Source organism: Plantactinospora sp. WMMB334 (genome assembly GCF_049179095.1).
Taxonomy (GTDB): domain Bacteria; phylum Actinomycetota; class Actinomycetes; order Mycobacteriales; family Micromonosporaceae; genus Plantactinospora.
On record NZ_JBMHME010000002.1, the window covers coordinates 1,051,532 to 1,065,410 of the forward strand.

Annotated in this window: 10 protein-coding genes; 5 read left to right on the forward strand and 5 right to left on the reverse strand. The window is 64.5% G+C overall.

Going from position 1 to position 13,879, the window contains the following annotated elements:
• The first annotated feature begins 8 nt into the window (after positions 1 to 8).
• Both pglX and ACN27G_RS04545 read left to right on the forward strand, forming a co-directional pair.
• Positions 9 to 3,524 (forward strand): BREX-2 system adenine-specific DNA-methyltransferase PglX, encoded by a 3,516-nt coding sequence (pglX, locus tag ACN27G_RS04540; protein ID WP_421491519.1) that lies wholly within the window; start codon positions 9 to 11, stop codon positions 3,522 to 3,524.
• Positions 3,525 to 3,741: 217 nt separating this feature from the next.
• Complete coding sequence (locus ACN27G_RS04545; protein ID WP_421491520.1) at positions 3,742 to 5,454, forward strand: IS1634 family transposase; 1,713 nt, start codon at positions 3,742 to 3,744, stop codon at positions 5,452 to 5,454.
• Between the two features lie 291 nt (positions 5,455 to 5,745).
• On the opposite strand, the gene ACN27G_RS04550 is transcribed toward ACN27G_RS04545, so the two are convergent.
• The 4 genes from ACN27G_RS04550 to ACN27G_RS04565 all read right to left on the reverse strand — a co-directional run bounded on the left by ACN27G_RS04550 (position 5,746) and on the right by ACN27G_RS04565 (position 10,153).
• Positions 5,746 to 6,726 carry a hypothetical protein gene (locus tag ACN27G_RS04550; RefSeq protein ID WP_421491521.1) on the reverse strand — a complete coding sequence of 327 codons (981 nt, stop codon included), beginning with the start codon at positions 6,724 to 6,726 and terminating at the stop codon, positions 5,746 to 5,748.
• 391 nt (positions 6,727 to 7,117) lie between these two features.
• Positions 7,118 to 9,508 carry an AAA family ATPase gene (locus ACN27G_RS04555; protein WP_421491522.1) on the reverse strand — a complete coding sequence of 797 codons (2,391 nt, stop codon included), beginning with the start codon at positions 9,506 to 9,508 and terminating at the stop codon, positions 7,118 to 7,120.
• Positions 9,509 to 9,783: 275 nt separating this feature from the next.
• Positions 9,784 to 9,927: a hypothetical protein gene (locus ACN27G_RS04560; RefSeq protein ID WP_421491523.1), complete on the reverse strand. Its 144-nt coding sequence runs from the start codon at positions 9,925 to 9,927 to the stop codon at positions 9,784 to 9,786.
• A gap of 49 nt (positions 9,928 to 9,976) precedes the next feature.
• Positions 9,977 to 10,153: a helix-turn-helix transcriptional regulator gene (locus tag ACN27G_RS04565; RefSeq protein WP_421491524.1), complete on the reverse strand. Its 177-nt coding sequence runs from the start codon at positions 10,151 to 10,153 to the stop codon at positions 9,977 to 9,979.
• Between the two features lie 216 nt (positions 10,154 to 10,369).
• Between ACN27G_RS04565 and ACN27G_RS04570 the strand changes: the two genes are divergently transcribed.
• From ACN27G_RS04570 to ACN27G_RS04580, 3 genes are read left to right on the forward strand one after another with little or no spacing between them, the layout of a single operon-like run.
• Positions 10,370 to 10,690, forward strand: a complete 321-nt coding sequence (locus ACN27G_RS04570) for a DivIVA domain-containing protein (RefSeq protein WP_421491525.1) — start codon at positions 10,370 to 10,372, stop codon at positions 10,688 to 10,690.
• Positions 10,690 to 11,001: a hypothetical protein gene (locus tag ACN27G_RS04575; RefSeq protein ID WP_421491526.1), complete on the forward strand. Its 312-nt coding sequence runs from the start codon at positions 10,690 to 10,692 to the stop codon at positions 10,999 to 11,001. The genes ACN27G_RS04570 and ACN27G_RS04575 overlap by 1 nt, the downstream gene beginning before the upstream one ends.
• Positions 10,998 to 13,181, forward strand: a complete 2,184-nt coding sequence (locus ACN27G_RS04580) for a hypothetical protein (protein WP_421491527.1) — start codon at positions 10,998 to 11,000, stop codon at positions 13,179 to 13,181. The genes ACN27G_RS04575 and ACN27G_RS04580 overlap by 4 nt, the downstream gene beginning before the upstream one ends.
• Before the next feature lie 63 nt (positions 13,182 to 13,244).
• Here ACN27G_RS04580 and ACN27G_RS04585 read toward each other — a convergent pair whose 3' ends face one another.
• Positions 13,245 to 13,826 carry a Uma2 family endonuclease gene (locus ACN27G_RS04585; RefSeq protein WP_421491528.1) on the reverse strand — a complete coding sequence of 194 codons (582 nt, stop codon included), beginning with the start codon at positions 13,824 to 13,826 and terminating at the stop codon, positions 13,245 to 13,247.
• Between the last annotated feature and the right edge of the window lie 53 nt (positions 13,827 to 13,879).

Here is a 13,879-nt window from a genome sequence, read left to right on the forward strand (position 1 = left end):
ATCTGGCCGTGATCGAGCTGCGGGCGCTGCAAGGACAGGTACGGAACCTCGTGGACGACCTGCGCAAGCAGGTGGCGGGGGCACCTGAGCTGCGCGCGGAGCTGCGTGCGGAGCACGGGAAGGCGAAGGACGCCCAGCGGACCGCGGGCACCTTCGAGACGTGGCTGGAGGACATCCTCGACCAGGCGGCGGTCGCCTGGGTGCTCGGCTGCGTTTTCGTGCGCTTCTGCGAGGACAACGACCTGTTCAGCAAGGACCCGGAGCTGGGCGAGCGGCTGTGGATCGGCGGCGACGACCCGGCCGCGCCGGCCGAGCGGGCGATCGAGCGACGGCAGGCGTACCTGGTCGAGAACTCGCGGAAGAACGACCGCGACTGGCTGCGGGAAGCGTTCGAATACCTGGCCGGGCTGCGCGCCACCGGCAAGCTCTTCGACAAGCACAACCAGGTGTGGCGGTTCGACATCTCCGGCGAGGCCGCCGAAGGGCTGAGCGACTTCTTCCGGCGCGGCGCCGGCCGGGTCTCGCTGCGCCGGCCCGAGCTGGACACCCGGTTCCTCGGCGACCTCTACCAGGACCTCTCGGCGCACGCGAAGAAGACGTACGCCCTGTTGCAGACGCCGGACTTCGTCGAGGAGTTCATCCTCGACCGGACCTTCGAGCCGGCGGTCAAGGAGTTCGGGCTCGCCGAGACGAAGGTGATCGACCCGACCTGCGGCTCAGGGCACTTCCTGCTCGGCGCGTTCGACCGGCTGATCCGCAGGTGGAAGGAGCGGGAGCCGAACACCGACATCCGGGTGCTTATCGAACGGGCGCTCGGCCAGGTCACCGGGGTCGACATCAACCCGTTCGCGGTCGCGATCGCCCGATTCCGGCTGCTGATCGCCGCGATGAAGGAAGCCCAGCACTTCGAGCTGGAGACCACGCCGAGCTGGCCGGTCCGGGTAGCGACCGGAGACTCACTGCTGCCTTGGGGAGAGCCGGGCCGGGGTATCCAGGGCGACATGCTCGCCATGCTGGAAGGGCGGGAGATTTTCGCGTACGACAGCGAGGACGCCGACCTACTCAAGGACTACCTGAAGCCGAACCAGTACACGGTGGTGGTCGGCAATCCGCCGTACATCACGGTTGCTGATAGTGCTCGAAACCAGCTCTACCGCGATCTTTATCCGAGCGTCTGTCATCGTCAGTACGCCTTAACTGTTCCGTTCGCTAAGCGCTTTTTTGAGCTTGCTCGGCATTCCGATGACTTCGGTGATGCATCCGGCTATGTCGGCCAAATAACTGGCAACGGCTTCATGAAGCGTGAATTTGGTAAGAGGTTAGTCGAGAACTATTTTGCCAACGTGGTCGAGTTGATTGAGGTAATTGACGCATCCGGAGCATTTATTCCCGGCCACGGAACGCCGACGGTGATTTTGGTTGGACGGATGAATCAGCGTCGGCGAGCTGCAACTGTGCGAGCTTTACTTGGTGGGCGGGGCGAGACATCGCAGCCGGATGAGCCCGGTAAGGGGTTTGTTTGGCGGGCTATTCTAGATCAAGTAGACCGACCGGGTTCTGAGTCGCCGTGGATGACAGCGTTGGAGATCCAGAGAGAGAAGCTGGCGAGCCATCCGTGGAGCCTCTCCGGCGGTGGAGCGGTGGGCCTTCGTGAGGAAATTGAGGCCATTGGACCTCGACTGGCGCAACTGGTCGAGCTTCCAGTCGGGCGGGCGATCCGGGCGGGGGCGGATGAAGCATTCGTGCGTCCTGCCGGTAGACGTCTGCGAACTAAAGCTGATCGGGCTGCACTGAAAACATTGGTCGTTGGTGAAGTGGTACGAGACTGGCAACTGGCGCCAACCGAGGACATCTGGTATCCATACGACGAGCAGGTTGGTGAGCGCGGTCTCGTTGACGAGCTGTGGCAGTGGCGCCATTTCTTACAAGAGCGACGAACCTTTCAAGGAAATATGGCCGACGCCGGCCTTCGCTGGTGGGAATACATGCAACACACTGCGTCTGCGTATCGTTCGCCGCTGTCGATTGTTTTCGCGTTTGTCGCCACTCATAATCAATTTGTGTTGGATCGTGGCGGAAAGATATTTAAGCAGTCTGCGCTCGTGATTAAGTTGCCAGAGGGGGCAGTAGAGGACGACCACCTCCGACTTCTCGGTGTGCTGAATAGCTCAACTGCGTGCTTTTGGCTTAAGCAGGTCAGCCAGCCGAAAGGCGGAACGGCCAACTCCAGTGGTGGTGGCAACCGCTGGAGCCCGGAGCCTTGGTATGAGAGGTACGAGTTCACGGGAACGAAGCTTCAGGAGTTTCCATTGCCGGGGGCGTACCCGTTGGAGAGGGCGAGGGAACTTGACTCGCTGGCGCAGCGGTTGGTGAGCTTGACCCCGGCGGCGATTGCTGGTTCGGGGGTGCCGACGCGGGAGCGGTTGGCGGAGGCGCGGGAGGAGTACAACGCAGTCCGGGCGCGGATGATTGCGGTCCAAGAGGAGTTGGACTGGGAGGTCTACCGGCTCTACGGGCTGCTGACCGAGGATCTGAACTGCGACGATCCGCCTGGGCTGAACCTGGGGGAGCGGGCGTTCGAGATGGTGATGGCGATCGACAACGTCCAGACGGAGTGGTTTACCCGGCACGGGTCGCAGCGGCGGGACAAGCCGCACAATGAGTGGCCGGTGGAGTACCAGAGGCTGGTGGAGCGGCGGATCGAGGCAATTCGTTCGAACCAGCACATCGGACTGATCGAACGGCCGGAGTGCAAGCGCCGATGGTCCTCCAAGCCGTGGGAAGACCTGCAACGCGAGGCGCTACGGGACTGGCTGCTGGACCGGCTGGAAGCGCCGGAGCTGTGGGGCGGGACGCCGGAACCGTTGTCGGTGGCGCAGCTCGCCGACCGAGTACGGCACGACAAGGACTTCCGGTCGGTGCTTGACCTGTGGATCGGGCACGATGACTACAACCTGTCGAAGACCATTGGCACGCTGGTTGCCGACGAGCATGTGCCGTATCTGCCGGCGCAGCGGTACAAGCCGTCCGGGCTGCGGAAGCGTGCGCAGTGGGAGCGGACCTGGGCGTTGCAGCGCCGGGAGGACACGGGGGAGAAGGTCGAGATCGACGTACCGCCGAAGTACGCATCGGCCGACTTCGTGCGGGCGTCGTACTGGAAGGCACGGGGCAAGCTCGACGTGCCGAAGGAGCGGTTCATCTCGTACCCCGGAGCGAGCCGGGACACCGACGGCAGCGAACTGCTCGGCTGGGCCGGCTGGGACCACCTGGCCCAGGCGCAGGCGTTGGCCATGGTCTACCTGGATCGGAAGGCGCAGGAACTCTGGCCCGAAGAGCGGCTGTTGCCGCTGCTTGCTGGCCTGATGGAGCTGGAGCCGTGGCTGCACCAGTGGCACGCTGTCGAGCAGCCCGGTTACCCCGGCTCCCCGGCACAGTTCTACACGGACTTCCTCGACACTGAACTATCCGAACTCGGCTCCGACCGTTCCATCCTCGGCTTGCTGCGAGGACTGTCGAATGCGTAGCAGCGATGTGAGGTACGGAAAGCGGCTTTGACTTGTGACTTAAGGTTCGGTCACGTCCATCCCGGGTTCGACGTAATTCGGCGGGCCTGGAGGTCCTGCGGGGCGGAACGCGCTGGTCAGTGGGCCGCGTGAGGCAGAGAGAGCCGGAAGTCACTAGAGACGCGATTCTCTGGGTTGACCTGTTCTGGCCTGGAGGTATCTCGTATGCTCTAGAGCCGTGTACGTGAAGACGACGAAGCGGGAGAACAAGTCCGGCACGGTCCGGTACCTGCACCTGGCCCACAACGAGTGGGACCCGACCAAGGGCCGGGCGGTGCCCAAGGTGCTGTTCACCTTCGGCCGTGAGGATCAGCTCGACCGCGACGCGGTCAAGCGCCTGGTCGCGTCTCTATCGAAGCTGCTGGAGCCTGGTGACGCGCTCGTGGCCACCGCCGCATCCGACCTGGAGTTCGTCTCCTCGGTGCCGTTCGGCGGCACCTACGTGCTCGACCACCTGTGGCGCAGACTGAAGATCGACCAGATCGTGGCCCGGGTCGGGCAGCCCAAGCGCGGCCGGCCTCGGGACATGGCCACCACCGAGCGGGTGCTGTTCGCCCTGGTCGCGAACCGGGCCCTCGCTCCGTCGTCCAAGCTCGCCGCCGCCGACTGGATCACCAACGACGCGCACATCGACGGACTGACCGAGATCGGCGAACAGCCCTGCTACCGGGCGATGGACTGGCTGCACGAGGTCACCGATGACCTGGAGAAGCAGGTCTTCGACTCCGTCGCCACCCTGCTGAACCTCGAAGTGGACCTGCTGTTCTTCGACACCACCAGCACCTACTTCGAGCTGGCCGAGCCCGACGATCCCGTCGCCCGCGACGACGCCGGCCGCCCGCTTCACCACAGCGAGGCGAACGGCGATGCGAACCACGGCGGGTTCCGCGCCTACGGCAAGTCCAAGGACTCCCGCGACGACCTGCCGCAGATCGTCATCGGCATGGCCGTCACCCGCGACGGCATCCCGGTGCGCTGCTGGTGCTGGCCGGGCAACGCCTCCGACCAGACGGTGATCCGGCAGGTCAAGGACGAGATGCGGGACTGGACCCTCTCGAAGATCGTGTGGGTGACCGACCGCGGCTTCTCCTCCGCCGCCAACCGCCGCTACCTGCGGCAGGGCGACCACGCCTACATCATCGGCGAGAAGCTCCGCTCCGAATCACCCGAGGTCAAAGCCGCCCTGTCCCGGCAGGGCCGCTACACCGAGATCGCCGAGAACATGCGCGTCAAGGAAGTGCGGATCAGCGACACCGACCGGTTCGTGATCTGCCACAACCCCGAAGCCGCCGAACGCGACAAGCACATGCGAGAGCAACTCGTCGCCCACCTGCAAGAGTTGATCGCCGACACGGACAAGCTCAGCGAATTCAAGCGCGGCGAGGTGCGCGGGAAGATCGCCGGCAAGCCCGGACTGAACCGCTACCTCCGCGCCACCCCCGCCGGCAAGCTCCGTGTCGACCAGGCCAGGATCAAGGCGGAGGAGAACCTCGACGGCAAGTACCTCCTCCGCTGCTCGGACCCCCACCTGAGCGCCGAGGACATCGCCCTAGGCTACAAGCAACTCCTGGAAGTCGAACGCGGCTGGCGCGACATGAAACAGATCATCGACCTCCGGCCGGTCTACCACCGGCTCGAAGAACGCATCCGCGCCCACGTCGTCCTGTGCTGGCTCGCCCTCCTGCTCATCCGCATCATCGAGACCCGGTCCGGCACGACCTGGCCCCGGGCCCGCCGTGAGCTCCAACGCCTCCACGTCGGAACGTTCACCGGTCCCACCGGCACATTCCAGCAGGTCACCAGCCTGACCAAGCCCCAGCGAGACCTGCTCGCCAAGCTCGGCATCCCCCACCCCAAGCAGGTCCTCGACCTTCAGCCCACACCCCGCTGACCAGCCGAAACGCCACCGCCTAGAGAAACGCCCTCCAGGCGGCCCCACCCATGTCCGCCCAGGTCAGAACCAAGATTCGACTCTCCAGGTCACCGAATTACGTCGAACCCGGGTCCATGCCACCGACGATGCACTGCTGATCGACCGGCGGGGAACCGTCCGGTGCGAGCCGGCCCACCGGCCGTACCGCCAGAAGTCGGTCGCGGGTGCCGTGACCGACTTCCGCTCATGCCGATGGGAGTGCCTCGCTTGAAGCCAGCGGCGAGGAACAGTTCGCGATATCACGGCCGGCTAGGTGTAGCTCGTGACGAAATCTGAAACCAAGGAATAATATTCCGGAGAACCGCCCGTAAGTGATTGGACTTCCTTGCATACACTATTATCTGGATTCACAACGACCACCTCCTGTCTGAACGGCTTAACCGTATAGCTCAGCAGGTGGCGGACCATGTGGTCGCCCGGTGGCAGCGAGTATCCGACGATGTAGATGCGCTCCGCCTTTCGCAGGGCTTGCTGCGCTAGGGCCCATTGAGCTCGGACGGTTTCGTTCTGAAAGAACGGTGACTTGCCCGCCGTGGGCGGTATTAGGAGTGACACTTTGCCGGACGAGTACCTCTCCATCTCGGCATTCTTCCTGTCTCGGGCCGAGCTTTTCCAGAATGCTCTAACCCCGATATCGTGTATCGCTTCACCAAAGAACGATTCTGAGCCAGAGTAATACCAGTTCAAGGATCCGTGGAGCTTGATAAGCGTGGGCGATTGGACGCGGGGAAATGCCGACGGCATAGCCGTGGTTGCTCCGACTAGCTTACGGCGCATGGGTGAGGGGGACGCGATCTTCGGGAGTGGTACCGCGTAGATAGCAGAATGGAGCCAAGGTAGATCGCGTTTGTCGATGCCTTGGGCTTCACTCTTGAGTGTGTCTGTGAATGCCTTCTCTAGCAGAGTATCATAGTTGAACGTTATGACGGATGTCTGGTCCGCACACCACTTCATCATCAGAGATGAAAGCCACCGAGGCGGGCTTCCACCTCCCTTTTGGATGGCTTTCACTTGTGCCGATCTGATTGTTATGTGCAAAGTTCGCGAAAAAGCTATGAAGTCAGCGCGGTTCCGAAGGTTCTCCGCTTCGGAGAGCCAGGGCTGTGGCTCAGAAAGCAATGTCAGTATCGACTCCACATCGCCAATATGCTGTATTTTTAGCCTCCGAACGGACGCGCTGAGAGCTCTGTTTGCACCGAGGTCGGACGTTAGTGGCATTTCTTCGCTCACTGCACGAGAAAATCCCGCACCAAGCAGGAATACATCTCCCATAGTGTCCAATCTTGGCGGCAGTTTCGAGAGCTTCGTGAGGATCTACAGCAACGGCACAGCAGATCCGCTCATTTTCGACCATCTCTTCGTCGATCGCCACCCCATGGGCGGCTTGGCACTGTCGGATCAACGACTTCTTCGCGCAACGCTGTCTCCACGAGATCTGTGCCGTTCATGTGACGGAGAAGGTCAGTCCGCTTGCTGAAGCGACGATGCTGAGATTGGCAACCCTGCCATACCGGCCTACGCATCTGCCGCCAACCGGGCGTCTCAAAACGTGACCAAGGACGGCAGCGCCCAGCGTGCGGTCGTGCCGATGAGAGTGCACGAACAAGTGCACGAGCCCGCACTAAACTTCCCTTAACTGCAACAAAATGTTCCCGCAACTGCAAGTAGCGATGGTATCGGACTTCCCAAATAACCAGTCGCCGCAAGTGTCACAACGCAGACCTCTGAAGAGAGACCTCACGTTTTCTCCGAATCGTCTTGCCTCTTCCCAAGATAGTGAATCGCCGAAATCGTTGTAATGCGCCCCAACTAGGTTCCTGAGGTCAGCTGCATCATCAATCTCGCGCACCAGGTCACGCAGGGATGATCGTTTTAGGTACTTCGCTAGGCCCGGCCAGAGATCATTGAGAGTGTACTTGTCATCCCTCGCTCGTTTGACGCTGATACGAAATCTCCAGCTCTCCTCTGAGGCGATAGTCTCAAGCAGCCTTCCTGCCGCTGCGCAAGTAAGGGCGGCGTCAGTCGAAAGCAATGCTGCGTCAAGCCCTGCGACAATAGATGGCATCGCCGCCGAGAATACTGGACCCGAGTCGAAGGTCCAGTTGATTAAGCGATGTTCGACGAAGTTGCTTCCGCGCCTTTGCATCAACGCGCGCAACTGCTCGTACCACAAGCGATCATGAAGCGTAATGATTAACTGCCAATCCGGCATTTCGCTAAGAATGTGCGCCATTAGACCGAGCCGAACCCCTGCGTCAACACTTTGGAAGACATCGTCGAGTACCAGGACCTTAGCTTGCCTCCGTCGCGTCGATGCCTGCGCGACCGCAACAAAGAATAGCAGAGCGAGGAGGTCGCGATAACCTTCGCTGAATATCTGTTGAGGAAATGCCGACTCGCCGTTCTTAAGCTCAACCACGACGTCGAGACTTACTGGCCCCGTTTCACCAGCAAATACCTTGATTGCCTTGACGTAATCTGCTTTGGCAACCTTCTGGAAGCTTGCTGTGACTTCCGCCCCAATTTCCCGCATTACTTCCGCAAGCTGCTTAGCCTGCGCTTCATAGGCTTTCGGATTTAGGATCTGAACACCGCGTTCGATCTTGTTTTTTGTCGATCGATACTCTGCGAATGTACTCCGAAGCGAGGCGATCATTCGACGCAGATCTTCGTCGAGTGCGTCCCATGTGCCGTTATTCACGGCCTCCTTCGGGGTTGCTCCGGAAAATAGACGTTCGCGAAGCGTCTTCTCAAGTTGATCCGGCGAGGCGACTAGGTCGTGCGGAACCCCGAGTGTCGCCGCTAGCGTCCGTGCCTGAGCTTGCCGACGCACCCGCAGGGCAAAAAGCTCCTCCTCGAGAAGTACGAGTTGCTCGTCTGGCCTGGTTCCCATCGCCTCGGCATCTGCGGGAAAGTAGTCGAAGAAGACAGTTCCGCGAGATAGGGGATCAGTGTCGAGGAACCGAAGCAGGTCTGAACGCTTGAGCGTAAGAGGAGCCCAACGAAATCCGGCCGTTGGTGGTCGACCATCTGCCACCAGACGCCCACTCGGCGATTTCGCCAAACTTCGCGAGACTTCAGTGCCGTCAGACAGAACGACCTTCGCTGTCGCGCTCTCCCCGGTCTTTAGATTGTTGAGAACGGGCGCGAATGGGGAGTTGAAGTCTTGGGTGCGGCCGACGCGTCCTTGCAGAGCAAACTCAATTGCATCTACAAGCGATGACTTCCCCACACCATTATCGCCGTAGATGAGGGCACTAGCCGGGCGACCATTGCGCAGCAAGCCCAACTCAAGCGAAACACCAATTCCCCGCAGGTTTGACACAGCGACGCTAGTAATCTTCGCTTTCCCTTGAGACATGTCGTACGACGAAGCAGGCGCCCGGCCGACTGACGCAGAAAGGTCTGATCTTTGGACTGTCTCGGCTCCGCGCAATAGCAATGCGGCCGTCGGTTCGATGGTATCCGCATCTGGCCCTTTCAGGCTCGCCAGTTGCATGATTGGCGAGGGGTAAAGTGCAGCGCGGACCGCCGAACACGCCTCGGCGACCTGTTCCTCGCTAGAGCCGATGGCGTCGGCCCAGGCGGCAGAGCGTGCTCCTTCTTGCTGTGATTGGGCAAGGACAAGCCGTCGTCGATATGCTGGCGGTATTTTTATGATCCTGCTAAAGGTCTCACTCGCTGCTACGGCAACAGCCCTTTGTGGTCGCCCGAGTGTGCGATCATCACCGAAGGCCAAGAACGCGTCGATGGTCGACAAGAGTAGACGTCGAATAAAAGCCTCGTCGCTGTATGCATCCCACCTCTCAACGTCCCGGCGGGCATACATCAGTCTCGCTACGACTGTATCGACAGCAGGCAAAGTGCCCCGCAAAGCAAGACCCAATTTGCTCTTCGAAAGAAGAGCGTAGCGCTCCACAACCTTTTTGTCCGGCTTTCTCGCTTCGATGGCTCGATCGATGACCATCAGCAACAAGCTCGAGTCGTTTGATCTGAGAACTGAACCGGTCACCGGACCATTATGCGTTACTCACCCCAAGATCGCGAAGTGCCCGATTGGCCTGGTTTATCTCGCTCGTCAACCACGCACTGGGGTCCGTGAACCTCGGCTGCCAAGACCCACCGGAGTCTATGCAATCAAGATCAGTGCGCTCTTCTGCCGCGCTGAGCGCGGCGGCTCGCACCAGCAGTCGATGTTCTTGCGGTCGATGGTGCGGAAAGAACCTGCCCAGGTGGTGCGCGTTCAAGGTGCCGGTGGTTACCTGGTCTCGGCGATGCGCAGGTGCGTCAGCTCGGATCCGGGCTCTTGGCCCAGGTGGGCGCCTCGTCCTGCTGGCCGTAGACGAGGCGCTCGGCCTTGAGCTGGATCATGGCGAACCGGATCACGGTCTCGCCCACCTCGCAGCGCTCCATCAGTCGCCTGACCGGCACCGAACTACCTCGCCTTCTGCTCGGCATGTCGGTGTCGGCGGGCTCCGCGTTACTCGTCCAGCTCCGGACGGTGTTCTGCGATCCAGCGCTCGACGTCCTCGGCCAGCCACACTCGTCCCTGCCGCAACTCGGCCACCGGCTCAGGGAACGTCCGACGCTGTGTCAACTCATAGACGCGCTGCTTCGAAATCCCGCCCAAACGCACGCGAATCTCGTGTGTGCCCATGAGTCGGAGTTTAGCCACGCTCACGACGGTAGGTATCGCGGTCCTTGACCATCGGCAGGTTGATCACAGACAACCTGCCTGAGGGACTTGACTCAGGGCAGGCCCAACGGCAAGCTGAGCTTCGAGTCGAAGTGCCCCATGCCTGGTCGGCGCACCTCCGGTTGGGCCGGGGTCACCCATCCATGTCCTGCTCCGACGTCGGAAAGGTTGGTGAAGGTGGTGGGTTTTCTGCTCTGGTTGGTGTTCCGGAGAGACCGGCAGCCGCTGCAACAGCTCAGGCCGGCGTACCGGTCGATGCCGTACCGGCGGCTGATGCCGTCGCAGGTGCGGACCCGCCGGTTCACCCCGGTCGGCTTCGGCCGGCGCGGAGTCGACCCGGACGAGGTCGCCCAGTTCCTCGACCAGGTCGCCGGTGACCTGGCCCGGGCGTACATCGAATTGGCGAGCGTCCGGAAGCAGAACGCCCGGATCAAGGACGCCCTGCGGCGCTGGCAGTCCCGCCCGGCACCGACCGCGCACGAACTGGCGGGGCGCTGATGACCGAGCGGTACGTCGTACACGTGCCCTTTACCGCGCCGACCCCGGCGACCGCCCGCATCCTCGCCCGGACGGCGGCCCGGACCCTGGCCCGGTTGCCGCAGGTCGACGTGGCCGAGGCGACCGTCTCGGCCGAGGACGACCAGATCGTGCAGTCCCGGCTCTTCTGCGACCGGCTGCTCGGCGGCGGCCGGCGCTGCGCCCTGCGCGCCGAACATGAGACCCCGTGCGCGCCCGTCGCGACTCCCGACGATCTGGAGGCAGCCGGAACCGACCCGGCAGCCCGGAGGACGTCGGGGCCGGCGCGGTGACCGGGCCGGTCCCGGCCGGGCCGCCGGTGCTGCCCTGCCGCGAGTGCGACGGCATGAGTTTCACCCTCGCCCCGTGCCGCTGCACCTACTACGGGAACAAACTGCTGGTCAGCGAGGAGGACCGAACGCCCGGCGAGCCCTACCACGACTGCCTCCAATGCGACGGGGTCGGCACCGTCGGCCGGCCGTGTCACTCCTGCCGGCAGACCGGCCGCCGCCGCGCCCAGCTCGTCCTCACCATGGCGAATCTTGACACCGGCACCCTCGCCTCGGTGAACGTCGTACCCGGAGTGGTGGAACCGCAGCGCTGGCCGGACCACGCCGACGCGACCTGGTGTCTGCCGCTCGCCCCACTGCTGCACGAGCTGGCGGCCCGCGTCGGAGCCAACTCCTGGACCGACGCACGCCAGCTCGGCCCGCTGGAGGAGCCGGTGCTCCTGCTGCCGCCGCGCTGGCGCCCGGACCTGCCCCCGGCGGACCGGAATCTGCTGGAGGCGGAGGCGATCGCCGCGAAGTCCTACGACCCGTGGCGGCTCTACCTCGGCCGGACGACACACGAGCCTCCCCGAGACCCGGCCGCCGAGCTGGCCCGGCTCTGCCGCCTCGCCGACCTGCTCTGCCTCGACCTGGTGATCGAGGCCCGCCGGGACCGCAGCGGCACCGGACCGAGCTGGCACCTGCGCTACGAGGTGCCCGACAGCCCTGTCCCGGCCGAGGCGCACGGCCACGCCGACGACCTGCCGAGCGCGATCACCGGCACCAGCGAGCGGGACGCCCTCTACGGGCTGGAGGAACGCGGGCGCACCGTCCCGGCGTACCGGTTGAGCTGCCCCGACCTGCCACCGGCCGGCCCCGCCAGCATCGACCTCGACCAGCTCGAACGCCGGATTCTCGCCGACTGCGTCGACGTGCGGACCGGTGCACCGACCGCCGGCGCCCAGGCGATCTGGCGCGACGGCCGGTGGCACCACACCAGCCTGCGGGTCGCCGACACCACCGACAATCTCACCGAATCGTCGACCGGGCAGATCCACAATCGGCGCACGGTGCTGCTGCGGCGCGGCTGGCAGCCGCCGGCCCCGTCGTGGCAGGGCGAGCCGCTCCCGTACGCCGAATGCCCCGACTGCGACCCGGACAGCAACCTGCGGCGCTGCCACTGCCGACTCTGCACCGGGGTCGCCGAACCCGACTGCCCGGCCTGCGCCGGCACCGGCCGCAGCCCGTCGGTGCTGCGCTGCCCCACCTGCCGGGGCAGCCGCCGACTGCACCAGGCCGTTACCGTCACGATCACCGACCTGACCGGTCGGGTCGTCCACCTCACCTGGCAGGCCGACCCGACAAGCTGGCAGACCGCCGAGCTCGTCTGGCACATCGCCCCGGGCACCGTGCCAGCCGGCGGGGAGCGGAGCTGGCGGACCGGACGCCAGGTGACCGCCCCGCACGTCGCCGCCCATTCCGGCGGCAAGCCGCTGCACCAGCTCCCCGGGCGGTTCCGGCTGGCGGTGTGGGCGGCCACCTTCGGGGTACGCCCCGACGACCTCACCGAGCTCGACGGCGGCGGCGATCTCGACGCCGATCTGCGGCACGGCACCGTCACCCTGCACCGGCCCGGGGACGACCCGCTGACCGAGCACCTGACCGCAGCCGCCCGGGGTCGGCCCGGCGCCCGGCTCTTCGTGCTGGCCCGCCGCCCCGACGTGCCGTCCCTGGCCGACCTGGTCCGGCTCGCCCTCGGACTGCACCTGGCGCTCACCGTCACCGTGGTCGACCACGTCCGCAACACCGGAGACCTCCGGCTCGTGCAGGGCGAACGCTGGGACGTGCACATCGGTCCCGCCAGTGTGCCGGTCACCCCGGCCGACCCGCCGACCCGGCCCACTCCGGAGGCGGCCATCGCCCTCTGTCTCGACTATCTCGAACTCGCCATCGCCGGCAGCGTCCCCGCCGACCCGGCCGATCCGATCCCGGTGCCACAGTGCCCGAACCCGATCGAGGCGGCCGACCCGGTGCCGCTGCTGCGCCGACTCGCCCGACACCACGCCGGCCAGCCCGTGGCCGTCCACTACAAATCCGCCACCTGCGCGATCGTGCTCCGCGAACCCGACGGCGTACGCCCGCTCGTCACCGCGGCCACCCTGCCCGCCGCGATCGGCGCCCTCGGCCTGGCCCCGGGCGGCTGACCCGCCGGGCAGGCTCGACCCCGCCGGAACGGCCCTGTTCGACGACGCCGGAACGGTCAGACGTCAGAGCCGGTCGATCCCGGTGAGGTCGATGTCCAGCTCGAAGGGCTCGGAGAGCTTCAGTCGGCCGTGGAAGATGCCGGTCGGCCGGTAGGCGCGGGACGACGCCGCCAGGGCGTGGACGTAGACGGTGGGTTGCCCGGAGGTGTCCTCGACCCGCCAGAAGTGCGGGATGCCGGCCTGCGCGTAGATCTGCGGCTTGCGTTCCCGGTCGCGCAGCACGGAGTCGGGCGAGACCACCTCCACCGCGAGCACCACCGCGTCCGCCGGATACCACGTCTGGTCGTTGTCGACGTCGGCGTCGGCGTGCACCACGATCAGATCCGGCTCGGGGCGCTGCTGCGGGCCGAGCACCACCGACATCTCCCGGCGGACCCGGAACCGGTCCGTCGGCGCGGCGAGGGCCAGCGCCTGCTCCAGCAGCCGGAGCACCTTCATGTGGAAGAGCTTCTGCGGGCTCACGAAGACGAGGCTCCCGTCGATGAGCTCGGTGTGCGGGGGAAGGCCGGGTATCCGGTCGAGATCATCGGCGGTGAAGCCGCCGGGCGGCGGGCGGAACCCTTCGTACACCGGCTCGGCACTCATCGCCTCACCCCCTGCGGTCGACCTGCCCGTGACGCTCAGCATAACGAAGAGTG